Source organism: Pseudomonas sp. CFII64 (genome assembly GCF_000416235.1).
Classification (GTDB): domain Bacteria; phylum Pseudomonadota; class Gammaproteobacteria; order Pseudomonadales; family Pseudomonadaceae; genus Aquipseudomonas.
In genome coordinates this window covers 125,250-147,107 of record NZ_ATLO01000049.1, presented here as the reverse complement: position 1 = coordinate 147,107, position 21,858 = coordinate 125,250, and the positions used below count along the sequence as shown (strand labels likewise).

General features: G+C 59.0%; 23 protein-coding genes. 13 read left to right on the top strand and 10 right to left on the bottom strand.

The genetic code is table 11. From position 1 onward, the window contains the following. Positions 1-306 precede the first annotated feature (306 nt). The 4 genes from coxB (at position 307) to CFII64_RS23630 (ending at position 4,569) form a co-directional block, all read left to right on the top strand. The gene (coxB, locus tag CFII64_RS23645; RefSeq protein WP_020293381.1) at positions 307-1,431 is read left to right on the top strand and encodes a cytochrome c oxidase subunit II; all 1,125 of its coding nucleotides are present in this window, start codon (positions 307-309) and stop codon (positions 1,429-1,431) included. 61 nt (positions 1,432-1,492) lie between these two features. Next, positions 1,493-3,085 (top strand): cytochrome c oxidase subunit I, encoded by a 1,593-nt coding sequence (ctaD, locus tag CFII64_RS23640; protein WP_020293380.1) that lies wholly within the window; start codon positions 1,493-1,495, stop codon positions 3,083-3,085. A 25-nt stretch (positions 3,086-3,110) separates the two neighbouring features. Further along, a complete protein-coding gene (locus CFII64_RS23635; RefSeq protein WP_020293379.1) occupies positions 3,111-3,668 on the top strand; it encodes a cytochrome c oxidase assembly protein in 558 nt (185 codons plus the stop codon). 13 nt (positions 3,669-3,681) lie between these two features. After that, the gene (locus CFII64_RS23630) at positions 3,682-4,569 is read left to right on the top strand and encodes a cytochrome c oxidase subunit 3 (RefSeq protein WP_020293378.1); all 888 of its coding nucleotides are present in this window, start codon (positions 3,682-3,684) and stop codon (positions 4,567-4,569) included. Between the two features lie 72 nt (positions 4,570-4,641). On the opposite strand, the gene CFII64_RS23625 is transcribed toward CFII64_RS23630, so the two are convergent. Further along, entirely contained in the window at positions 4,642-4,845 is a 204-nt protein-coding gene (locus CFII64_RS23625) for a twin transmembrane helix small protein (RefSeq protein WP_020293377.1), read from the bottom strand. Positions 4,846-4,916: 71 nt separating this feature from the next. Here CFII64_RS23625 and CFII64_RS23620 point away from each other — a divergent pair, with 71 nt between their 5' ends. The 7 genes from CFII64_RS23620 (at position 4,917) to CFII64_RS23590 (ending at position 11,035) form a co-directional block, all read left to right on the top strand. Further along, positions 4,917-5,693, top strand: coding sequence for an SURF1 family protein (locus CFII64_RS23620; protein ID WP_020293376.1), 777 nt, complete (start codon positions 4,917-4,919; stop codon positions 5,691-5,693). After that, the gene (locus tag CFII64_RS23615; RefSeq protein WP_044901641.1) at positions 5,659-6,252 is read left to right on the top strand and encodes a hypothetical protein; all 594 of its coding nucleotides are present in this window, start codon (positions 5,659-5,661) and stop codon (positions 6,250-6,252) included. The genes CFII64_RS23620 and CFII64_RS23615 overlap by 35 nt, the downstream gene beginning before the upstream one ends. Before the next feature lie 9 nt (positions 6,253-6,261). Further along, positions 6,262-7,398 carry a heme A synthase gene (locus CFII64_RS23610; RefSeq protein WP_020293374.1) on the top strand — a complete coding sequence of 379 codons (1,137 nt, stop codon included), beginning with the start codon at positions 6,262-6,264 and terminating at the stop codon, positions 7,396-7,398. After that, positions 7,395-8,294: a heme o synthase gene (gene cyoE, locus CFII64_RS23605; protein ID WP_020293373.1), complete on the top strand. Its 900-nt coding sequence runs from the start codon at positions 7,395-7,397 to the stop codon at positions 8,292-8,294. The genes CFII64_RS23610 and cyoE overlap by 4 nt, the downstream gene beginning before the upstream one ends. Next, complete coding sequence (locus tag CFII64_RS23600) at positions 8,291-8,923, top strand: SCO family protein (RefSeq protein ID WP_020293372.1); 633 nt, start codon at positions 8,291-8,293, stop codon at positions 8,921-8,923. The genes cyoE and CFII64_RS23600 overlap by 4 nt, the downstream gene beginning before the upstream one ends. Before the next feature lie 212 nt (positions 8,924-9,135). Next, a complete protein-coding gene (locus CFII64_RS23595) occupies positions 9,136-10,203 on the top strand; it encodes a hypothetical protein (protein WP_020293371.1) in 1,068 nt (355 codons plus the stop codon). A gap of 34 nt (positions 10,204-10,237) precedes the next feature. Next, positions 10,238-11,035: a TSUP family transporter gene (locus CFII64_RS23590; protein ID WP_020293370.1), complete on the top strand. Its 798-nt coding sequence runs from the start codon at positions 10,238-10,240 to the stop codon at positions 11,033-11,035. 167 nt (positions 11,036-11,202) lie between these two features. On the opposite strand, the gene CFII64_RS23585 is transcribed toward CFII64_RS23590, so the two are convergent. The 3 genes from CFII64_RS23585 to CFII64_RS23575 form a co-directional block, all read right to left on the bottom strand. Beyond that, positions 11,203-11,976 (bottom strand): MetQ/NlpA family ABC transporter substrate-binding protein, encoded by a 774-nt coding sequence (locus CFII64_RS23585; protein WP_020293369.1) that lies wholly within the window; start codon positions 11,974-11,976, stop codon positions 11,203-11,205. A 65-nt stretch (positions 11,977-12,041) separates the two neighbouring features. Next, positions 12,042-12,716, bottom strand: coding sequence for a methionine ABC transporter permease (locus tag CFII64_RS23580; protein ID WP_020293368.1), 675 nt, complete (start codon positions 12,714-12,716; stop codon positions 12,042-12,044). Next, on the bottom strand, positions 12,716-13,723 hold the full coding sequence (locus tag CFII64_RS23575) for a methionine ABC transporter ATP-binding protein (RefSeq protein ID WP_020293367.1): 1,008 nt from the start codon (positions 13,721-13,723) through the stop codon (positions 12,716-12,718). The genes CFII64_RS23580 and CFII64_RS23575 overlap by 1 nt, the downstream gene beginning before the upstream one ends. A gap of 367 nt (positions 13,724-14,090) precedes the next feature. Between CFII64_RS23575 and katE the strand changes: the two genes are divergently transcribed. Continuing rightward, a complete protein-coding gene (katE, locus tag CFII64_RS23570) occupies positions 14,091-16,238 on the top strand; it encodes a catalase HPII (protein ID WP_020293366.1) in 2,148 nt (715 codons plus the stop codon). A gap of 239 nt (positions 16,239-16,477) precedes the next feature. On the opposite strand, the gene CFII64_RS23565 is transcribed toward katE, so the two are convergent. The 4 genes from CFII64_RS23565 to zur are packed head-to-tail and all read right to left on the bottom strand — an operon-like array spanning position 16,478 to position 19,292. Then, positions 16,478-17,194: a PA5502 family lipoprotein gene (locus tag CFII64_RS23565; protein WP_020293365.1), complete on the bottom strand. Its 717-nt coding sequence runs from the start codon at positions 17,192-17,194 to the stop codon at positions 16,478-16,480. 37 nt (positions 17,195-17,231) lie between these two features. Next, positions 17,232-18,020 carry a zinc ABC transporter permease subunit ZnuB gene (gene znuB, locus CFII64_RS23560; RefSeq protein ID WP_020293364.1) on the bottom strand — a complete coding sequence of 263 codons (789 nt, stop codon included), beginning with the start codon at positions 18,018-18,020 and terminating at the stop codon, positions 17,232-17,234. Beyond that, a complete protein-coding gene (gene znuC, locus CFII64_RS23555; protein ID WP_020293363.1) occupies positions 18,013-18,810 on the bottom strand; it encodes a zinc ABC transporter ATP-binding protein ZnuC in 798 nt (265 codons plus the stop codon). Before znuC ends, znuB begins: the two co-directional genes overlap by 8 nt. After that, positions 18,810-19,292 carry a zinc uptake transcriptional repressor Zur gene (gene zur, locus CFII64_RS23550; RefSeq protein WP_020293362.1) on the bottom strand — a complete coding sequence of 161 codons (483 nt, stop codon included), beginning with the start codon at positions 19,290-19,292 and terminating at the stop codon, positions 18,810-18,812. Before zur ends, znuC begins: the two co-directional genes overlap by 1 nt. A gap of 67 nt (positions 19,293-19,359) precedes the next feature. Here zur and CFII64_RS23545 point away from each other — a divergent pair, with 67 nt between their 5' ends. Next, positions 19,360-20,283 (top strand): zinc ABC transporter substrate-binding protein, encoded by a 924-nt coding sequence (locus tag CFII64_RS23545; RefSeq protein WP_020293361.1) that lies wholly within the window; start codon positions 19,360-19,362, stop codon positions 20,281-20,283. 251 nt (positions 20,284-20,534) lie between these two features. On the opposite strand, the gene CFII64_RS23540 is transcribed toward CFII64_RS23545, so the two are convergent. After that, positions 20,535-21,485, bottom strand: coding sequence for a homoserine kinase (locus CFII64_RS23540; RefSeq protein ID WP_020293360.1), 951 nt, complete (start codon positions 21,483-21,485; stop codon positions 20,535-20,537). Positions 21,486-21,521: 36 nt separating this feature from the next. Then, positions 21,522-21,809, bottom strand: a complete 288-nt coding sequence (locus CFII64_RS23535; protein ID WP_020293359.1) for a DUF2782 domain-containing protein — start codon at positions 21,807-21,809, stop codon at positions 21,522-21,524. Positions 21,810-21,858: the final 49 nt, after the last annotated feature.

Sequence of the window (21,858 nt, the reverse complement as noted above, 5' to 3'; positions counted from 1 at the left end):
GCTAAGACGCATTTGTCATAACAAATTCACATTTATGTGGATCGGCTATTAAAAACGCCTTTTCGGACCAAAATACGCATTTATTCAAACTTATTAACAATGCACATAGCCCACTCGGCGGTTTTTACCAGTGCGTTGCGTAGCTGATTCGCGTGGCTATACTCGCCATTGAAGGAAGCGGGCTGATGACCGCAGCACTGAAAAGTGTTTACGTGGTCCTGGTGTAAATGACGTGACAGCCGCTCCCTTGAAGCTTGACCGCTGGTGAAGACCCGCGGGACAACAAGAATAAAAGGGGAACCCGTGATGACGCGTCATCCACCAGTTTGGATGGGCCTCCTGTTGTGGTTGATATTCGGCCAGGCGCACGCCGCCTGGACAGTGAATATGGCGCCGGGAGCGACCGAAACCAGCAGTGCGATTTACGATCTGCACATGACCATTTTCTGGATCTGTGTGGTGATCGGTATCGTCGTTTTTGCCGCGATGTTCTGGTCGATCATTGTGCATCGGCGTTCCACCGGCCAGCAGGCCGCACATTTTCATGAAAACACCAAAGTCGAAATCATGTGGACCATCGTGCCGCTGTTGATTCTGGTAGTCATGGCCATTCCAGCGACCAAAACCCTCATCCAGATGTACGACACCAGCGAGTCTGACGTCAATATCCAGATCACCGGCTACCAGTGGAAATGGCACTACAAGTACCTGGGCCAGGACGTCGAGTTCTTCAGCAACCTGACCACCACGACCAATCAGATTCATAACCGCGACGACAAAGGCGAGCATTACCTGCTGGAGGTCGATGAGCCGCTGGTGTTGCCGGTCGGGCAGAAAGTGCGCTTTCTGGTGACCGGTGCCGACGTGATCCATTCCTGGTGGGTGCCGGCCTTTGCGGTGAAGCGCGACGCGATTCCGGGGTTCGTCAACGAAGCCTGGACCCGCATTGAAAAGCCCGGCATCTATCGCGGCCAATGTACCGAGCTGTGCGGCAAGGACCACGGCTTCATGCCCATTGTGGTGGAGGCCAAATCCAAGGCGGACTACGACACCTGGCTGGCCGGCCGCAAGGAAGAAAGCGCCAAGCTCAAGGAACTGACCAGCAAGGACTGGACCCTCGAAGAACTCGTTGCCCGGGGCGACAAGGTCTATCACACCACGTGCGTGGCTTGCCATCAGGCAGAGGGCCAGGGCATGCCGCCGCTGTTCCCGGCGCTCAAGGGCTCGAAGATCGCCACCGGCCCCAAAGACGCCCACCTCAACATCGTCTTCAACGGCAAGGCCGGAACCGCCATGGCCGCGTTCGGCAAACAGCTGTCGGAAGTGGATATCGCCGCGGTGGTGACTTACGAGCGCCATGCCTGGGGCAACAACACCAATGACATGGTCACGCCCAAGGATGTGCTGGCCCTGAAGCAGGCGCAGAAATGAATCAGTTTACGGTCGGCGGCGCCAACGAAAATACCAGCCAGACTCTGGCAGGAGACAGATCATGAGTGCAGTCATCGACGACCATGGCCACGCTGGCCATGACCACGCACATGGCCCCGCCAAGGGTTTGATGCGCTGGGTGTTGACCACCAATCACAAGGACATCGGCACGCTGTACCTGTGGTTCAGTTTCACCATGTTCCTGCTGGGTGGTTCGTTTGCCATGGTGATCCGCGCCGAGCTGTTTCAGCCGGGACTGCAAATCGTCGAGCCGGCGTTCTTCAATCAGATGACCACCATGCATGGCCTGATCATGGTGTTCGGTGCGGTCATGCCCGCCTTCGTCGGGCTGGCGAACTGGATGATTCCGTTGATGATCGGCGCGCCGGACATGGCGCTGCCGAGGATGAACAACTTCAGCTTCTGGTTGCTGCCCGCAGCCTTTGCCTTGCTCGTTTCGACCTTATTCACCGCAGGCGGCGGACCGAACTTCGGCTGGACGTTCTATGCGCCGCTTTCCACGACCTACGCACCCGAAAGCGTGACCTTCTTTATATTTGCCATCCATATGATGGGCATAAGTTCGATCATGGGCGCCATTAACGTGGTCGCGACGATCCTTAATCTGCGCGCCCCCGGCATGACCCTGATGAAAATGCCGCTGTTCGTCTGGACCTGGCTGATCACCGCGTTCCTGCTGATTGCGGTGATGCCGGTGCTGGCCGGCTGCGTGACCATGATGCTGATGGACATTCATTTCGGCACCAGTTTCTTCAGCGCGGCGGGCGGTGGCGACCCTGTGTTGTTCCAGCATGTGTTCTGGTTCTTCGGTCATCCCGAGGTGTACATCATGATCCTGCCGGCCTTTGGTGCCGTCAGCTCGATCATCCCGGCCTTCTCGCGCAAGCCGTTGTTCGGTTACACCTCCATGGTCTACGCCACGGCGAGCATTGCGTTCCTGTCGTTTCTGGTCTGGGCGCACCACATGTTCGTGGTGGGCATTCCGCTGGTGGGCGAGCTGTTCTTCATGTACGCCACCATGCTCATCGCCGTGCCGACCGGGGTGAAAGTGTTCAACTGGGTCAGCACCATGTGGCAGGGCTCGCTGACGTTCGAGACGCCGATGCTGTTTGCCGTGGCGTTTGTGATCCTGTTCAGCATCGGTGGATTCTCCGGCTTGATGCTGGCGATTGCGCCTGCGGATTTCCAGTATCAGGACACCTACTTCGTCGTCGCCCACTTCCACTACGTACTGGTGCCGGGGGCTATTTTCGGGATTTTCGCTTCGGCCTATTACTGGCTGCCGAAATGGACCGGACACATGTACGACGAAACCCTGGGCAAGCTGCACTTCTGGCTGTCTTTCGTCGGCATGAACATGGCGTTCTTCCCGATGCACTTTGTGGGGCTGGCCGGTATGCCGCGCCGGGTGCCGGACTACAACCTGCAATTTGCCGACTTCAACATGGTGTCGTCCATCGGTGCGTTCACCTTCGGCGCAACGCAGATTTTCTTCCTGTTCATCGTGATCAAGACCATTCGCGGCGGCGAACCGGCACCCGCCAAACCGTGGGATGGGGCCGAAGGCCTAGAGTGGAGTATCCCGTCGCCCGCGCCGTATCACACCTTCACCACGCCGCCGGAGGTGAAATGAAAAATCCCGGTAAAGGCGCGCTGACATGAACACCGCCAGCCCGAACAAACGCCTCGTCACCCGCCTGCTATTGATCGTGGTGGTGATGTTTGCGTTCGGCTTCGCGCTGGTGCCGCTGTACACCGTGATGTGCAAGGCGTTCGGCATCAATGGCAAGACCGGCGATGCGTATGAAGGCTCGCAGGTCATCGACCAAAGTCGCCGGGTGCGGGTGCAGTTTCTGTCGACCAATGCGGTGGACATGGTCTGGGGTTTTTATCCCAAGGCCGAGCAGCTGGAGGTTTATCCCGGTGCGGTCAACGAGATGTTGTTCATTGCCCAGAACCCCACCGACAAGCCCATGACCGCCCAGGCGGTGCCGAGTATTTCACCGGGCGCAGCGGCGATGTATTTCCACAAGACCGAATGCTTCTGCTTCACCCAGCAAGTGCTGCAACCGGGCCAGCGTATCGAAATGCCGGTGCGTTTCATTGTTGATCGCGACCTGCCCAAGGACGTGAAACACCTGACGCTGGCCTACACGCTGTTCGACATTACCGCTCGCCAACCCCCTGCTGCGCGTGTCGCGAACAATGGCGGTTAGCAAGGAGAAGCAAATGGCACTGCATGAGCATTATTACGTCCCGGCGCAAAGCAAATGGCCGATCATCGCCACCGTCGGGTTGCTGGTGACCATGTATGGCCTGGGCACCTGGTTCAATGACATGAAGGCCGCGCGCCCGGAATCTCACGGGCCGCTGATCTTCTTCGTCGGCGGATTGCTGATCGCCTACATGATGTTTGGCTGGTTCGGCACGGTCATCAAGGAAAGCCGCGCGGGCCTGTACAGCGCGCAGATGGACCGCTCGTTTCGCTGGGGCATGAGCTGGTTCATCTTTTCCGAGGTGATGTTCTTTGTCGCCTTCTTCGGCGCGCTGTTCTACATCCGCTATTGGTCCGGCCCGTGGCTGGGCGGCGAAGGCTCCAAGGCCATCGCCCACATGCTCTGGCCGAATTTCGAATACACCTGGCCAATGCTCAACACGCCGGACCCGAAACTGTATCCGGCGCCCAAGGGCATTATCGACCCGTGGCACTTGCCGCTGATCAATACGATCCTGCTGGTCAGCTCCAGCGTGACCATCACCATCGCCCACCACGCGCTGAAAAAAGGCCATCGCGGCGCACTGAAAATCTGGCTGGCGCTCACCGTGCTGCTGGGCTTGAGCTTCCTGGTCCTGCAAGCCGAAGAATATGTGCACGCTTATAAAGAACTCGGCCTGACCCTGGGCTCGGGCATCTACGGCGCGACGTTCTTCATGCTCACCGGCTTTCACGGCGCCCACGTGACCATCGGCACCATCATCCTGTTCGTGATGCTGATGAGAGTCCTGCGCGGGCATTTCGATGCCGAGCATCAATTCGGTTTCGAGGCGGCGAGTTGGTATTGGCACTTCGTGGACGTGGTGTGGATCGGCTTGTTTGTCTTTGTGTATGTGCTGTAGGACCGGCTTTAACCGGGAGAGCGCCCTCGCGGCTAAAGCCGCTCCTACGGAACGGTCATTGTGCAAAGTCCGCTACCACGTCACATGGGAAACCAGCCGGCCGCTGTAAAAGCCCCAAGTGATCAGCGCCAGGGTAATGGCCGCGAGGCTGACGCGGATGGTCAGTGCTTTAACCAGGCGCGTCGAATGGCTGTCGTCCTTGACCAGAAAGAACAGGCCACTGAACAGGCTGGCCGTGGTGGCGAAAAGCATCAGGACAATCGCTGCTTTGAGCATCAGGCAACTCCAGGAGCAAACGCGATGCAATGGAGTATAGGTGGGGACGCACAGTCCGGCGGGGCGCAGCGATGAAGCGTTTTGCGCCCGGTCTGCTGCCGACGCTGGTGGTATTCAGCTTGCTGCCGTGCCTGATCGCGCTCGGTTTCTGGCAGTTGGCTCGCGGCGAGGAAAAGCGCGTGATGCTCGCCCACTATGCCGAGCGCCGCGCGGCAGAGCCGGTACGGATCGAGCAGTTGGCAGCCAGCGCCGATCCGGCTTACCGCCAGGTGCAACTGCACGGGCGCTTTGATCCTGAACACAGTCTGTTGCTCGATAACAGCACGCGGGAAGGCAAGGTCGGCGTCGAGCTGCTCCAGCCGTTTCAGGATCAGGCCAGCGGGCTGTGGATTCTGCTCAATCGCGGCTGGCTGCCATGGCCTGATCGCCGCACGCCGCCACGGTTTCAGACGCCGGTGCAGATGCTCGATGTACAAGCCTGGGTTTATGTGGCGCCCGGCGCCACTTTCCAGCTGCACGCGGATACGGCCAACGCGCCGTGGCCGCGACTGGTCACGGCGGTGGATGCGGGCAAGCTCTGGGCGGAACTGGGCCGCGACGGTTTCCCTCAGGAATTGCGCATGGCGTCGGAACCGGGCGCCTATCGACTGGACTGGCCGCTGGTGGCAATGGGCCCGGAAAAACATCAGGGCTACGCCATGCAGTGGTTCGCGTTGGCGACTGCGCTAACGGGCCTTTATCTGTATCTGGGCTGGCATACCGCGCAGAGCAACAACAAGCAGAACCACAATAACAAGACCAAGGAGGACAACCATGGGAACGGTCATGAACCCCACCAGCACGTCTGAACCACGGCCGCCGCTGAACCGTCGCAAGGGTCGCTGGCAGCTGATTCTGGTCTTGCTGGTGGCCATCGGCCCGATGATCCTCGCCACCAGCATGTACAAGTTCAAGTTCTGGGTGCCGGAGAATCGCAGCTTTCATGGCGAACTGATCGGCAATGGCCAAAGCCGCGCCGACCTTGGTGTGCAGGCCGACGAGTCGCGCTGGCAGCTGTTGGTCAGCGCGCCCCAGGCGTGTGAAGCCCAATGCCAGCACCTGGTGTATCTGGCCCGGCAGATTCAGATCGGCCTGGGGCGCGACGCGTCGCGGGCCAGTCACGCACTGGCCGCCGCGCAACCGCTGGACGCCGATTACAGCGCCAGGCTGGCCCGGGAATACCCGCAATTGCAGCGCTATCCGCTGGAGCTGCCGCGTTATCAAAAAACCGCGCCAGGCATCGAGGCGCCCCAACTCTGGATCGTCGATCCCCACGGCAACCTTGTCCTGCGCTACGGCGTGGACGTGAATGGTAAGGACTTGCTCAAAGATCTGCGCCAGCTGCTGAAACTGTCGAATATCGGATAGGGGGTCTTCATGACCAAGCCCGGATTTCGTCTCGCCCTGCTTGCCACGCTGCTGGCGCTGTTCGTGGTGCTACTCGGTGCCTATACGCGGCTGACCCATGCCGGGTTGGGTTGCCCCGACTGGCCGGGTTGTTACGGTTTCATCAGCGTGCCGGCCAGCGAAGCGCAACTGGCCCACGCCGAATTGCATTACCCGGACACGCCGGTCCACGCCGAAAAAGGCTGGAACGAGATGACCCATCGCTATTTCGCCGGCGGGCTGGCGCTACTCATTCTGCTGCTGGCGGCGCAAGCCTGGCAGCGGCGGCATATTGCGGGGCAACCGCTGAAACTGCCGTTGCTGCTGCTCGGCGTGGTGTTTGCCCAGGCCGCATTCGGCATGTGGACGGTCACCCTCAAGCTCTGGCCACAAGTGGTCACCGCGCATTTACTGGGCGGCGTCGCAACCTTGAGCTTGCTGTTCCTGCTGACGGTGCGCCTGAGTGGCGCTTTTCCAGTCCAGCCGCAACTGCCGGTGCGACTGCGGCGCATGGCGACCCTCGGTATCTTGCTGGTGACCGTGCAAATTGCCTTGGGCGGCTGGGTCAGTGCCAATTATGCGGCGATGGCCTGCACTGATCTGCCGACGTGCCAGGGCCAATGGTGGCCGGACGCGGATTTCGCCAATGGCTTTCACCTGACGCAACACATCGGCCCCAATTATCTGGGCGGCAAACTCGACAGCGAAGCACGCACAGCGATTCACCTGACCCATCGCGTCGGTGCGCTACTCGTGACGTTCTCCTTGCTCGCCCTGGCATGGCAGCTGAGGAAAGCCGGTTTCAAGGGCATGGCGACGCTGTTGCTGCTGGCGCTGGGTGCGCAGATTGGCCTGGGCATCAGCAATGTGCTTTTTCATCTGCCGCTGGCAATCGCCGTGGCGCATAACGCAGGGGGCGCGGCGTTGATGCTGAGCATGGTGCTGATTAATTTCCGGGTTCGGGTGCCAGCAAGGATCAGCTCGTACTCGTTAGAGCGAGGCTTGCCCGCGAAGAGGTCAGTACTCACAACAAAATTTTCGGGGCTTAGATATCGCCTTCGCGGGCAAGTCGGAAACGCCGCCCGCACGCTCCCACGGACGTCCCCGAATGAGCGATTCATCCCATGACCACACTAACCCGCGCCCACCCCCATCAGGCACTCTGGCGCGACTATCTGGAGCTGACCAAGCCCAAGGTCGTGGTCTTGATGCTGATTACCTCGCTGATCGGCATGTTCCTCGCCACTCGCGCGGGCGTGCCCTGGGCGGTGCTGGTGTTTGGCAATCTGGGCATCGCCTGTTGTGCCGGCGGTGCGGCGGTGGTCAATCATGTGGTGGATCGGCGGATCGACGCACTGATGGCCCGCACCCATAAACGCCCGATTGCCGTGGGCCGTGTGTCACCACGCGCCGCGCTGACGTTCGCGCTGATCCTGGCGCTGGGCGGCCAGGCGTTATTGTTGACCTTTACCAATCAATTGACGGCCTGGCTGACCCTGGCTTCGTTGCTGGGTTACGCGGTCATCTACACCGGTTTTCTCAAGCGTGCCACACCACAGAACATTGTGATCGGCGGGCTGGCGGGCGCTGCGCCGCCGTTGCTGGGCTGGGTCGCAGTGACCGGTCACGTCAGCGCCGAACCGCTGTTGCTGATGTTGATCATCTTCGCCTGGACGCCGCCGCACTTCTGGGCGCTGGCGATTCATCGCAAGGAGGAATACGCCAAGGCCGACATTCCGATGCTGCCGGTCACCCATGGCGAGCACTACACCAAAGTGCATATCGTGTTCTACACGCTGATCCTGCTGGCAGTCAGCCTGTTGCCGTTTGTAATCCAGATGAGCGGGATGTTGTACCTGCTTTGCGCCCTGGCACTTGGCGCGCGCTTCCTGCAATGGACCTGGGTGTTGTACCGTGGCGCTCGGCCGCACGCGGCGATGAATACCTTCAAGTACTCTATCTACTACTTGTTCCTGCTGTTCATCGCGCTGCTCGTAGACCACTACCTACTGTTGACCCTATGACTCGAACCCAGAAGACCGTTTTTATCCTCGCAGCCATCGTCGCCTTGATTCTCGGCCTGACCGTCAACCGCGTGCTGTCAGGCAAGGGCCAGGGTGACCAGACTGCGTTGATCGACGCCGGGGTTATCCTGCTGCCGCAAAGCCGCAAGCTGCCCGACCTGACGATGACCAATCAAGATGGCCAGCCAGTGGTCGTCAGCGAGTTGAAAGACAAGTGGACGGTGCTGTTTTTCGGTTACACCTTCTGCCCGGACATCTGCCCGACCACCCTCGCCCAGTTGCGACAGATCAAGAGCGAACTGCCCAAGGACGTCCTGGCGAACCTGCGCGTGGTGCTGATCAGCGTCGATCCGAACCGCGACACGCCGGCGCAACTCAAGCAATACCTGGGGTATTTCGACAAGGAGTTCATCGGCCTGACGGCGTCCGTTGCGGACATCCAGAAACTGGCCAACTCGGTGAGCATCCCGTTCATACCCGCCGACACCAGCAAACCGAACTACACCGTGGATCACAGCGGCAACCTGGCCCTGCTCGGCCCGGACGGCACGCAACGCGGATTCATTCGTGCGCCGTTGAATAACCAGAAGCTGGTGGCGCAATTACCGGGGTTGTTGAACAGAAAATAAAAAAACTTGTAGGAACGAACTTTTTTGCGAGGCGATGTTGCCAAGTACACCGGCCTATTGCCTCGCCAACAGGTTGGCTCCGCCAAAGGGCGAGCGGGTCAAGATTTTGTACACCAGCATATAAATATATATGTCATTTGCGCGAAATTTATAGCTTATTTTTTGTGGGTATCTCTATTCCTGCAACTTATTAGCCTGAGTATTTTTGCCGAATGTATAAATTGCATCCACCCTCGGATGACCTGATAGAAATCGTTGAAATCATTCTGAATGAAGCTCAGGCATCAACGCTGGATATTTTTACCCGGCATCTGGCTGATGCAGGTGGTCCTTCAGCTTCTGGCGTTCAGAAGATAGCGAAGCGCTACGCTGAGATGCTTGTTGCAAAACTCAGTGCAAAACAAAAAACGTATCTGGATAACTACGCCGACGGTCACTTGGCTGTGCTGATGTTCACGGGAATGCTGGTTCCGCATGATTTTGATATCCCGGATGTATTGCCCTCACTCGCTGAACTTGAACGCGACGCTCGTGGCAATTACCTGGCGGCCCGTAATCAATTGCTGCTGTGCCTGGTTCAGCAAAGGACCTTTGCATTTGATATGGATAACGACGGCAAAATAGTCCGGTTCGTCGCTAACTTCAAAGGGGGCGGTCTAATCCCGCGTGATGATGAAGGCCCGGCCCATCCTGTTGATTTGAGTTCGCATGCGGGTCTGAGTTTAGGGCCGCATACCGAGGCACCTTATCACTGCTCAGTCCAGTCTCAAGATCTGCACTCACCGGCACCCTCCTCGCTGATTCTTACTGCCCTTTGGAATCCACTTGATGAACCAACACACATAATTCCTCTGGGCAGAATTCTCGATGAAATTGGCATACGGGATGCACTGGCTTTGACTTCCCGCTCTTTTAGATATACCCGAAGTGATTCTTTTATGACGGGAAAAGGTGAGCAGGACAGTAGTGTCTCGATTCTTGAATTTGATCCGCAAGCCCACTTCTCAGTCAGGTATAACAATTACCGATTTTCTGTACTTCCCGACGCAACACCGTTGATCAAGCAAGCGTTCATGAATTTCAAATCCTGTATTCAGTCAGCGACGCCCTTCGCCTTTGTATTGCAGCCTTCCTCTGCACTCATCATTAACAATTCCCGCGCCCTGCATTGTCGGGAAATTATCCAGGACAATCGTCGGCTTCTTATTCGACTGTTTGGGTACTCCAGATTTGCCGAACCCATAATTCTCAGCGACGACCCACTTATCGTACAAGGTTAATACCAAAACATTCCCAAGTAGCAGAGGTGAGCTTTTGATTGAGTTAGATATCACGATCCTTTTATCGCTGGCGGCTGTCGCTTTTCTGGCCGGTTTTTTTGATGCAATTGCGGGCGGGGGTGGCCTTATTACCTTGCCGGCATTGTTCATGGCGGGCATTGATCCGGTAGTGGCAATTGCGACCAACAAATTCCAGGCCGCTTCCGCAACGCTATCCGCCACCGTCGCTTTTGCGCGAAAAGGACTGATTGAATGGCGCCGGGGGGCGCCAATGGCCGTGATGTCTTTCTTTGGAGGTGCCTTGGGAGCGCTTTCGATCAGTTACCTCCCAAAGATGGCGCTCGAGTTCATAGTTCCGATATTGCTCATCATCGTGGCGACCTACTTCGCCCTCGCTCCAAAGCTGGACGATACGGAACGAAAAGCCACAGTTTCCATTCTGATTTTTACAGTGATCATTGCTCCATTGATCGGATTTTATGACGGTGTCTTTGGCCCCGGTGTTGGCTCTTTTTTTATGGTCGCTTTCGTTCTGTTGATGGGCCAGGGAATCCTGCGCGCCATGTCGAACAGTAAGTTATTGAATGCGTCCTGCAACCTGGGTGCGCTTACCGTTTTTGCCTGGATGGGAGCAATCAATTTGCCCATTGCCTTGGCTATGGCCGCTGCGGCTTTTGTCGGAGCACAGTTGGGCGCTCGATGCGCTGTCCGATTTGGAGCCCATCTGATCAGGCCGATGTTGATTACGGTGTGTTTTATCATGGCCGTAAAACTGGTTATGACCGAGGAGAATCCGCTTGGGGAATTGATTCTGTCTGCGTTGCGCTTTTAATAAGGTTGCATACCGGCAATGTAATCGCTGCCCGCCCCCGTAGGAACGGCTTTAGCCGCGAGGAGCCCGAGGGCCACGAGGATTATGCTCCGAACACCGCATCAGGCTGAATCAATGCGCGGTGCCGAATAATCTCCTCCGGCTGAAGCCGGTCCTACAGGATTCAATCAGAACGCCGGAACCACAGCGCCTTTGTACTTCTCAAGAATGAACGCTTTTACTTCCGGGCTCTGCAAGGCAGCGACGAGCTTCTTGACTGCGTCGGCGTCCTTGTTCTCGGTGCGGGTCACCAGGATGTTGGCATAAGGCGATTCGGCACCTTCGATGATCAGCGCATCCTTGGTTGGATCAAGCTTGGCGGACAGCGCGTAGTTGGTGTTGATCAGCGCCAGGTCGACCTGAGTCAGCACCCGTGGCAGCGTTGCCGCTTCCAGTTCGCGGAACTTCAGGTTTTTCGGGTTTTGCTGCACGTCTTTAGGCGTCGCGGTAATGCTGCTCGGGTCCTTCAGGGTGATCAGGCCGGCCTTGGCCAGCAGCAGGAGCGCGCGGCCTTCGTTGGTGGCGTCGTTAGGAATCGCGACGTTGGCACCATCCGGCAATGCATCCAGGGATTTGATCTTGTCCGCGTAGGCGCCGAACGGTTCGACGTGAACCTTGCCGACGCTGACCAGATCAGTGCCCTTGCCTTTGTTGAACTCATCCAGGTACGGCTGGTGCTGAAAGAAGTTGGCGTCCAGGCGCTTTTCCGCAACCTGCACGTTCGGCAGCACGTAGTCGTTGAAGACCTTGATCTGCAGATCGACGCCTTCCTTGGCCAGCGTCGGTTTCACGAACTCGAGAATCTCGGCGTGGGGCACGGCGCTGGCGGCGACGGTCAGGGTTTCATCGGCGTGGGCAGACAACGCGGCGACGGCGGCAAATACAGCCAACAGCTTTTTCATGGATCAACTCCCTTGAGTGCCCGCCGTGTGGCAGGCCTTTGCTGGTTCATCACCAGCCAATTCAATTATCGGTGCGTGTAGTGCGCGACCAGTTTGTCGCCGATGGTTTGCAGGATCTGCACCAGCACCAACAGCAATACGACCGTCACGAACATCACATCGTTCTGGAAACGCTGGTAACCGTAGCGAATCGCCAGATCTCCCAGGCCGCCAGCGCCGACCGCACCGGCCATTGCCGTAAACGACACCAGCGCAATCGCAGTCACAGTAATCGCCGCAAGAATGCCGGGGCGCGCTTCCGGCAGCAGCGCCTTGACGATGATCTGCCGCGTGGTCGCGCCCATTGCCTGGGTCGCTTCGATGATGCCCTTGTCGACCTCACGCAGCGCCGTCTCGACCAGTCGCGCAAAGAACGGCGTCGCCCCGGCGATCAACGGCGGCAAGGTGCCGAGGATTCCCAGTGAAGTGCCGGTGATGATCTGCGTCAGCGGCATCATGACGATCAGCAGAATGATGAACGGCAAGGCGCGCAGCAGATTGACCACAATCGACAACACCGAATACAGCGGCTTGTTTTCCAGCAACTGGCGCGGGGAAGTCAGGAACAGCAGCACGCCCAGCGGCAGGCCGAACAGCACCGTAAAGCCCAGGGAAACCACGAGCATGTTCAGGGTATCGCCGGTGGCGATCCAGATTTCCTGCCAGTCGACGTTGGAAAACAGTTCGATGAAAGCTTCCATCAGCGCAGCACCTCCATATCGACATCCGCAGCGGTAAAGCGCGCGAACGCGGCGTCCATGTCGCCGCCAGTGATGGCCAGCGTCAGTTGCCCATAAGGGGTGTCTTTGATGCGGTCGATACGACCAGCAAGAATGCTGTAGTCGACACCGGTTTCCCGGGCAACCGTACCCAGCAGCGGCGCATAAGTCGCCTGGCCCTGGAACGTCAGGCGCACGATGCGGCCTTCGACGTGGGCGAAGTCATCGCGCTGTTCGCTTTCGTCGATCTGCTCGTGCTCCTGAACGAAGCGCTTGGTGGTTGCGTGCTGCGGATGCAGGAACACGTCCGCCACGGTGCCCTGCTCGACAATCACACCGGCATCCATCACCGCCACGTGATCGCAGACACGACGAATCACGTCCATCTCGTGGGTGATCAGGACGATGGTCAGCTTCAACTCGCGATTGATCTCGGCCAGCAATTGCAGGACCGACGCCGTGGTTTGCGGGTCCAGCGCGCTGGTGGCCTCGTCGCACAGCAGGATTTTCGGCTTGGTGGCCAGGGCGCGAGCAATGCCAACGCGTTGCTTCTGGCCGCCGGACAGCTGCGACGGATACTTCTTCGCGTGATCGGACAAGCCCACGCGCTCCAGCAATTCTGCGACGCGCTGGTCGATCTGTTTGCGGGACATGTCGCCCGCCAGCGTCAGCGGCATGGCAACGTTGTCGGCCACAGTCTTGGACGCCAGCAGATTGAAGTGCTGGAAGATCATCCCGACCTGCTGGCGAAAGCGCCGCAAGCCGTTGGCGTCCAGTGCCGTGACGTCTTCGTCATCGACAATGATCTGCCCGCCGCTCGGGGTTTCCAGGCGATTGATCAGGCGCAGCAAAGTGCTTTTGCCGGCGCCGGAATGGCCGATGAGGCCGAACACCTGGCCGTCTTCGACGCGCAGGCTGGTGGGGTGCAGGGCCGGAATTTCCTTGCCTGCCACCCGATAGGTTTTGTGGACGTTATGAAACTCGATCACGTAGCGAACCTTGTGGGGGCGCGGTAAAAAATCAGCGCAGTGGCAGGACGCACACGGGCTGCTTCGCAGCGGCTGGATAAGCCGGGCGCGCATTTTAGCCTGTCCGCCCGGAGGTATTTAGCATTTATTTCATAAGCGCCCTGCGATTTTGGAATAAGGCGATCAGTGGTTTCGTATAAATGACGACGAACGCTTCGCTACTGACCGACCGACCGAAGATTGAAAAAATCACGGAACGGCTGATTTTCTCCCCGGTCACTAAATGAGCACCGCGACTTGCCCCTGTACCGTGCGGGGGAATTCGCGCTTGTTTGAGCCCTGCCGAATCGAGCATACGGGCCGTTCTGAACCGAGGAGTTTCTGCCTGATGGCTACTAAAAAGACACCCATTGCACCCAGCACCAAAAGTGACCTGGCCGGCACCGATACGCTCGACCGGGGCAACACCAACGAAAAGCTCGAGAGCCTTGAACAGTTTCGCTCCGACGCCACCAACCAGGCCCTGCGCACCAATCAGGGCGTGAAAGTTTCCGACAACCAGAACACGCTGAAAGTGGGCGCGCGCGGTCCATCGCTGCTTGAAGATTTCATCATGCGCGAGAAGATCACCCACTTCGACCACGAGCGCATCCCGGAGCGGATCGTCCACGCCCGTGGTACCGGCGCTCATGGCTATTTCCAGACCTATGAAAATCACTCCGCGCTGAGCAAGGCGGAATTCCTGCGCGATCCGGGGAAGAAAACCCCGGTGTTCGTGCGCTTCTCCACCGTACAAGGCCCGCGCGGCTCGGGCGATACCGTGCGTGACGTGCGCGGGTTCTCGGTCAAGTTTTATACCGGTGAAGGCAACTACGATCTGGTCGGCAACAACATGCCGGTATTTTTCATTCAGGACGCGATCAAGTTTCCCGACTTCGTTCACGCCGTGAAGCCTGAGCCGCATAACGAAATCCCGACTGGCGGTTCCGCTCACGACACGTTCTGGGATTTCGTCTCGCTGGTGCCGGAATCGGCGCACATGGTGCTCTGGACCATGTCCGACCGCGCCATCCCGAAAAGCCTGCGCACCATGCAGGGCTTTGGCGTGCACACCTTCCGCATGATCAACGCCGACGGCAAATCGAGCTTCGTCAAATTCCACTGGAAACCGAAGTTCGGCACCTGCTCGCTGGTCTGGGACGAAGCGCAGAAACTCGCCGGCAAGGACACGGACTTCCACCGCCGCGACCTGTGGGAATCCATTGAGACCGGTGATTACCCTGAATGGGAGCTGGGCGTGCAGATCGTGGCCGAAGAAGACGAGCACAAGTTCGACTTCGACCTGCTCGATCCAACCAAAATCATCCCCGAAGAGCTGGTGCCGGTAACGCCGCTGGGCAAAATGGTGCTCAACCGCAACCCGGACAACTTCTTTGCGGAAACCGAGCAAGTCGCGTTCTGCCCCGGCCACATCGTGCCCGGCATCGACTTCTCCAACGATCCGCTGCTGCAAGGCCGTCTGTTTTCCTACACGGACACGCAGATCAGCCGCCTGGGCGGGCCGAACTTCCACGAAATCCCGATCAACCGCCCGGTTGCGCCGAACCACAACGGTCAACGTGATGCGCAGCACCGCACGACCATCGACAAAGGCCGCGCGAGTTACGAGCCGAATTCGATTGATGGCGGCTGGCCGAAAGAAACCCCGGCTGGCCCGGTAGACGGCGGCTTCGAGACTTATCACGAGCGCGTTGAAGCCCACAAAGTCCGTGAGCGCAGCGAGTCGTTCGGCGATCACTTCTCTCAGGCAACGCTGTTCTTCAACAGCATGAGCCACCACGAGAAAGAGCACATCATTGCGGCGTACAGCTTCGAGCTGGGCAAGGTCGAGCGCGAGCACATCCGTGCGCGTCAGGTGAATGAAATCCTCGCCAACATCGATCTGGAACTGGCCAGCCGCGTAGCTGCGAACCTGGGCCTGCCAGCACCGAAAGCCGGAACCGTGCCCGCCAAATCGACGTCCATCAAGGAATCGCCGCTGCTGAGCCAGGCCAATCTGCTTTCCGGGGACATTGTTTCGCGCAAAGTGGCGATTCTGGTGGCGGATGGCGTGGACGACAAAGCCGTGGCAGCGATGAAAGCCGCGCTGGAAGCGCAAGGTGCGCATTCCAAGGTGCTTGGCCCGACCTCGGCGCCGGTCAAGACTGCTGGCGGCGCAACTCTGGCGGTGGACGCGTCAATGGAAGGCCTGCCTTCGGTGGCGTTCGACGCGGTGTTCATTCCGGGCGGTGCGGCTTCGGTCAAGGCGCTGAGTGGTGACGGCGTGGCGCTGCACTATATGCTGGAAGCCTACAAGCACCTCAAGGCCATCTCGTTCAGCGGCGAAGCCAAGGAATTGGTGACCCTGCTGCATCTGGATCTGGATGCCGGCCTGCTGGAAGTCGCAGATAGCGCGTCGTTCAAGACGTTCTTCGACGCGATTGCCCAACATCGGGTCTGGGCTCGTGAGCCAAAGGCCAAGGCGATTCCGGCTTGATACGCGGAAGGTGAAAACCTTGTTGGCGAGGCGGCGTCCCAGCTACGCCGTCTCGCCAACAAGTTCGTTCCTACACAGACGGTGTGAAAACGTCACGCGAAAGCAAGACAACCCAAATCAGGTAGGACCGGACTTGTCCGGGAAAGCGTCGGGTCAGGCAATGACGCAAAGTCTGGCTGATTGCAGTGCCTGGGCTGGCCTCTTCGGGGACAAGTCCCCTCCTACCGTCCGATTTGAAGCTACAACTGAGCAGGCTTGAGCACGACCTGGACCTTCTCGTTGCGCTCGATCACTCGGCGCAGATCCAGTTCGAAATCCGGATTGATCTTGTTCACCCGTTTGGTCAGCAACGTCGCCAGCCATGGGTAGTCTTCGGTGCGCGGAACCTGCAGCACCACATCACAATTGAACGCGACAGTATCGGCGGCGATCGCATCCAGCTGACGACGTAGTTGCGCCATATCGCCAATTTTCAATGCAATGGTCGTGCTTTCTGCGGTCGGATCGATCAGTTTGGCGATGCGCCTGGCTTCGGCGGCTTTCAAATCCGCTTCAGCCTTGTCCAGCTCGGCTTTACGGGCGTGGGCAATGGCGCCGTTGACGCCACTGGTCAGCGCCGGAGCCTTGGGCATCAGCGCACGAGCGCGGCTCAGCGCAGTCGCGGCAGCATTGACGTCGCCTTTTTGCAGCACGATCTGGCTGCGACTCAAATAAGCCTCGGCCAGACGCCGCTGAAATTGTTCCAGACGAATATCAGTGGGCGCAGCAGTCTGTAGCGCAGCCAGCTGGTCTTCGGCTGTCGCCAATTCATTGCTGGTGATGCTTTGCTCCAGCTGCGCGAACACGTCGGGAGGTGTCTCGGGCACGGGCGCGTCAACAGTGGGCGCACTCTGACAGGCACCCAACAGGATGGAAAATGCGGCAAGCAGCAGATAACGGGATGCAGACGGCTTCATTCCTGCGATTCTCTAATTGCGCAAAAAACGAGCAAGTCTACACCGCTCGCTTGGGTAGAACAAAACTCAGCAGAAACAGCGCTGCTGCCGACACCACAATCGAGGGTCCGGCGGGGGTGTCCTTGAACCATGACATGGACAGGCCAATACACACCGCAGCCACGCCCAGGACGCTCGCGCCGAGTGCCATCTGCTCCGGCGAGCGGGCGTGACGCTGTGCCGCAGCCGCCGGAATGATCAGCAGCGAAGTAATCAGCAACACGCCGACAATCTTCATCGCCACGGCAATCACCACCGCAATCAGCAGCATCAGGGCCATACGCAGCGCCGCCACGGGCAAACCTTCGACCCTGGCCAGTTCTTCATGCACGGTGATTGCCAGCAACGGCCGCCACAGCGCGACGATCAGCACCAGCACCGCCGCTGCGCCGCCGAGAATCCAGGCCAGATCCGTCGGGCTGATCGCCAGCAGATCGCCGAACAGATAAGCCATCAGGTCGATGCGCACGTCGTGCATGAAGCTCAGCACCACCAGGCCCAGCGACAAGGTACTCGGCGCCAGAATCCCCAGCAGTGTGTCGGACGCCAGCGGCTGGCGCTGTTGCAGGGTCACCAGCAGGATCGCCAGCAACAGACAACCGACCGTCACCGCGATGGTCGGGCTGACATCCAGCAAAAAGCCCAAGGCAACGCCCAACAATGCCGCGTGGGACAACGTATCGCCGAAATAAGCCATGCGCCGCCAGACCACGAACGAGCCCAACGGCCCGGCCACCAGCGCCAGCGCCAGACCGGCAAGCAAGGCATACAGTAGAAAATCAGCCATGCTTGCAGCTATCTCCATGAACATGATTGTGGGTGTGAGACGCGGGATCGGCAGCTTCGGCCACTACTTCGCCGTGTAGATCATGGGCGTGATCGTGATGGTGATGATAAATCGCCAGGCTCTGGGCGTTCTTGCCGAACAGCTCGACGAACGCCGGGTCATGACTGACTTGCTCCGGGTGGCCGGAGCAGCACACATGACGATTCAGGCACACCACCTGATCGGTGGTGCTCATCACCAGATGCAAATCGTGGGAAACCATCAACACGCCGCAGCCGTGACGATCCCGCAGACGAGTGATCAGGCTGTAAAGCTCGGCCTGGCCCGCCACGTCAACGCCTTGCACCGGTTCGTCCAGCACCAGCAATTCCGGCTCGCGCAACAGCGCGCGAGCGAGCAGTACACGCTGCATTTCCCCGCCGGAAACACTTTGCAGAGGGCTGTCGATCACCTTTTCGGCACCGACCTCGGCCAGTGCGGCGAGGGCCGCCGCGCGATCCACGCCCGGCACCAGACGCAAAAAGCGCAGCACCGACAGCGGCAATGTCGCGTCGATGTGCAGTTTTTGCGGCATGTAGCCCACGCGCAGTTTCGGCTTGCGCCAGACCGTACCGGAATCCGGCTTCAGCAGGCCAAGCACCGCACGCACCAGCGTGGTCTTGCCTGCGCCATTGGGACCGATCAGCGTGACGATTTCCCCAGGCTTGACGCTCAGCTGGATGTTTTCCAGCACGTTCTGCCCGGACAGCGTGACGCGCACCTGCTCAAGGGTAATCAGTGCATTGCTCATCAGGCTGCCTTGCAGCCGGAACAGATACCGACGATTTCCACGGTCTGACCTTCCACGGCGAAGCCGACTTCGGCAGCGGCGGCAACCACTGCATCGCTGATGGCCGGATGTTGCAGCTCGATGGCGGCGTGACATTCCCGGCAAATCAGAAACTGGCCCTGATGCGCGTGGGTCGGGTGATTGCAGCCGGTGAAGGCGTTAAGCGAGGCAATGCGATGCACCAGACCGTTTTCCAGCAGGAAATCCAGCGCCCGGTAAACCGTAGGCGGCGCGGCGCGGCGACCGTCTTCTTCACTGAGGACTGCAAGGATGTCGTACGCACCCAGCGGTTTATGACTGTGCCAGACCAATTCCAGGACGCGCCGACGCAATGCGGTCAGACGCAGGCCTTTCTCAGCGCACAGCGCATCGGCTTCGGCGAGTGCGGTGTGCACGCAGTGGGAGTGATCATGGGGACGACTGGCCAGCGGTGTTTTAGTCATGAGCGGCGACGATATTTGTGAGAGACGTTATTATGTTACCTGTTCCCGCCGTCAATGAGTGGCTCACGTGCACCGTCTTTTTGCCCTTTTCATCGCTTTATCGGCCAGTTTTCTGGCAATTGCCCCGGCTCAGGCCGAGGTTCGCGTCCTTACCAGCATCAAGCCATTGCAGCTGATTGCCGCCGCTGTGCAGGACGGTGCCGGCTCGCCGCAGGTGCTGCTGCCGCCAGGCGCATCGCCGCATAACTATGCGTTGCGGCCATCCGACGTGCGGCGCGTTCGCGACTCGGATCTGCTCTATTGGATAGGGCTGGACATGGAAAGCTTCCTGCCGCGCGTGCTGAAAAATCGTACGCTGCCTACTGTCGATGTCCAGTCGTTGCCGGGCATGCACCTACGCCACTTTGCCGCCGACAGTGCTTCCCATGAGGAAGAAGATCCGGATGAGCACGATCACGATCACCGTCCCGGCAGCCTGGACGCGCATTTGTGGTTGTCATCGTTCAATGCCCGGGTGATTGCCGCGAAGATGGCCGCCGACCTGAGCGCCGCCGACCCGGCCAATGCCGCGCGCTACGCAAGCAACGCCAAGGCCTTCAGCACGCGACTGGATGCACTGGATACGCGAATCAAGGCCCGCGTCGCAGGGATTTCCGGCAAGCCGTATTTCGTGTTTCACGAAGCGTTCGATTACTTCGAAGATGCCTACGGCCTCAAGCATGCCGGGGTGTTCAGCGTCGCCGCCGAAGTCCAGCCAGGCGCGCAGCACGTCGCGGCCATGCGCAAGCGGCTGACGGAAATGGGCAAGACCTGCGTGTTCAGCGAACCGCCGTTGCGCCCCCGCCTGGCCGAAACCCTGACCGCAGGCCTGCCGGCGAAGCTCGCGGAACTGGACGCTCTGGGCAGCGACACGCCCGTCAACGCCAAAGGTTATGAGCTGCTGCTGAGCACGCTTGGGGATGATCTGGTTGGGTGCCTGGAGTCGCTTTGATCCAGGCACTGTTGGAGGTTCTATGGTGGGAATGCCTGGCTGCGTGTAAGCAATGCCTTTGTGGGAGAGGACTTGTCCTCGATAGCAGCCCAGACGACCTTAATCTGCCTGATCCACATGCAGTGCTGAAATGACAGCCATCGAGGACAAGTCCTCTCCCACCGGGGAAATGTTTTAACCATGAATTCGTGCCGTCACATGGAGCATCGCGGGCAAGCCTCGCTCCAACGGGGGCCGCGAAGTGGCCCTGTTTACAACGCAAACGGCAATGGAATATGCGTTTCCTGACGCTGTTCCAGGCGCTTCTGGAATTCCATGGGGTCGTGAATCAGGACGTCTTGCCCGGCGTTGGATTCGGCGGCGATCAGGCGCGACAGCCAGAACCTGACGCAACCAACGCGCAACATGGTCGGCCACAACTCGGCTTCACTTGCAGTGAACGGGCGCAGCGCGGCATAGGCGCCGAGCATGGCGCGGGCGCGTTGCGGGTCGATCTGGCCGTCTTCACGTGAGCACCAATCGTTCAGCGCGATGGCCAGGTCATAAAGCATCGGCCCGGAACACGCGTTATAGAAATCGATCACCCCGGTCAGGTGCGTGCCTTCGAACAGCGCGTTGTCGCGAAACAGGTCCGCATGCAGATTTGAACGCGGCAGCGCCATGATGCCTGGCTTGAGCCGCTCGATTTCTTCCAGGGCGGCTTTCAGCAACTGGCCCGACGCTGGATCAAGGTGCGAAACCAGTTCGGCCCCTTCAGTCAGCATCCAGTCCAGCCCGCGATCAGTCTTGCGTTCCAGCACGTGTTCGCGGGTCGCCAGGTGCAGATGCCCCAACAACTCACCAATCTGCACGCAATGCTGCGTGTTCGGCTCGCTGATGTGCTTGCCTGGCAGGCGCGGCTGCAACAGTGCCGGTTTGCCGGCCAGTTCGCGCAACGCACTGCCGTCCGTGGTGCGCAGCGCGTAAGGCACCGGCAGGTCCGCTTCGTGCAGCACATCCAGCAATTCAATGAAGAACGGCAAATCCTGAACCGGTCCGCGCTCGACCAGAGTCAGGACGAATTCGCCCTGCTCCAGGCTGATGAAGTAGTTGGTGTTCTCGCTGCCGGCGGCGATACCTTGGAAATCGCGCAGACGGCCAAGCCCGTAAGGGGCGAGAAAAGTTTCCAGCTCGGGCCGAGCCAGAGGGGTGAACACGGACATATCAGGACTGCCAGCAAAAAAAGTGAATGTGGGACGTTACCACTCGAATATTTTCCACGAAGGAATCAGCATATCCGGCTGGTCCGAACGAATGAAATTGGCGTCAGTGCCATCGGCGCGCACCAGAAAATAAGGCTTGCCGCCCTTTGGCGTGATCTTGATTGCATACAGAAATCCATTCTGGCGGTATTCCTGGATGGTCTTGTCGCCTTCGGTGCGGATCGTTACATCTGGATCGGCCGAAGGTGCATCGTCCGCAGCAACAGCAATCAGCGGGCAGAATGCAAACAAGCCAGCCAGCAACAAGCGATTTGTCGTACGCATGATAACCTTGTCCCTTTGTCGTCAATGGTCCGCGCATTCTAGCGCCGAC

Bases quoted from the DNA above. Each gene is read 5' to 3' on its own strand.
- CFII64_RS23635 (WP_020293379.1), top strand. From the start codon at position 3,111: ATGAACACCGCCAGCCCGAACAAACGCCTCGTCACCCGCCTGCTATTG.
- CFII64_RS23625 (WP_020293377.1), bottom strand. From the start codon at position 4,845: ATGCTCAAAGCAGCGATTGTCCTGATGCTTTTCGCCACCACGGCCAGC.
- znuB (WP_020293364.1), bottom strand. From the start codon at position 18,020: ATGGCTGATTTTCTACTGTATGCCTTGCTTGCCGGTCTGGCGCTGGCG.
- cyoE (WP_020293373.1), top strand. From the start codon at position 7,395: ATGACCACACTAACCCGCGCCCACCCCCATCAGGCACTCTGGCGCGAC.
- CFII64_RS23630 (WP_020293378.1), top strand. From the start codon at position 3,682: ATGGCACTGCATGAGCATTATTACGTCCCGGCGCAAAGCAAATGGCCG.
- CFII64_RS23610 (WP_020293374.1), top strand. From the start codon at position 6,262: ATGACCAAGCCCGGATTTCGTCTCGCCCTGCTTGCCACGCTGCTGGCG.
- katE (WP_020293366.1), top strand. From the start codon at position 14,091: ATGGCTACTAAAAAGACACCCATTGCACCCAGCACCAAAAGTGACCTG.
- CFII64_RS23565 (WP_020293365.1), bottom strand. From the start codon at position 17,194: ATGAAGCCGTCTGCATCCCGTTATCTGCTGCTTGCCGCATTTTCCATC.
- CFII64_RS23585 (WP_020293369.1), bottom strand. From the start codon at position 11,976: ATGAAAAAGCTGTTGGCTGTATTTGCCGCCGTCGCCGCGTTGTCTGCC.
- CFII64_RS23595 (WP_020293371.1), top strand. From the start codon at position 9,136: ATGTATAAATTGCATCCACCCTCGGATGACCTGATAGAAATCGTTGAA.
- CFII64_RS23540 (WP_020293360.1), bottom strand. From the start codon at position 21,485: ATGTCCGTGTTCACCCCTCTGGCTCGGCCCGAGCTGGAAACTTTTCTC.
- znuC (WP_020293363.1), bottom strand. From the start codon at position 18,810: ATGAGCAATGCACTGATTACCCTTGAGCAGGTGCGCGTCACGCTGTCC.
- coxB (WP_020293381.1), top strand. From the start codon at position 307: ATGACGCGTCATCCACCAGTTTGGATGGGCCTCCTGTTGTGGTTGATA.
- CFII64_RS23535 (WP_020293359.1), bottom strand. From the start codon at position 21,809: ATGCGTACGACAAATCGCTTGTTGCTGGCTGGCTTGTTTGCATTCTGC.
- CFII64_RS23615 (WP_044901641.1), top strand. From the start codon at position 5,659: ATGGGAACGGTCATGAACCCCACCAGCACGTCTGAACCACGGCCGCCG.
- CFII64_RS23620 (WP_020293376.1), top strand. From the start codon at position 4,917: ATGAAGCGTTTTGCGCCCGGTCTGCTGCCGACGCTGGTGGTATTCAGC.
- ctaD (WP_020293380.1), top strand. From the start codon at position 1,493: ATGAGTGCAGTCATCGACGACCATGGCCACGCTGGCCATGACCACGCA.
- CFII64_RS23600 (WP_020293372.1), top strand. From the start codon at position 8,291: ATGACTCGAACCCAGAAGACCGTTTTTATCCTCGCAGCCATCGTCGCC.
- zur (WP_020293362.1), bottom strand. From the start codon at position 19,292: ATGACTAAAACACCGCTGGCCAGTCGTCCCCATGATCACTCCCACTGC.
- CFII64_RS23580 (WP_020293368.1), bottom strand. From the start codon at position 12,716: ATGGAAGCTTTCATCGAACTGTTTTCCAACGTCGACTGGCAGGAAATC.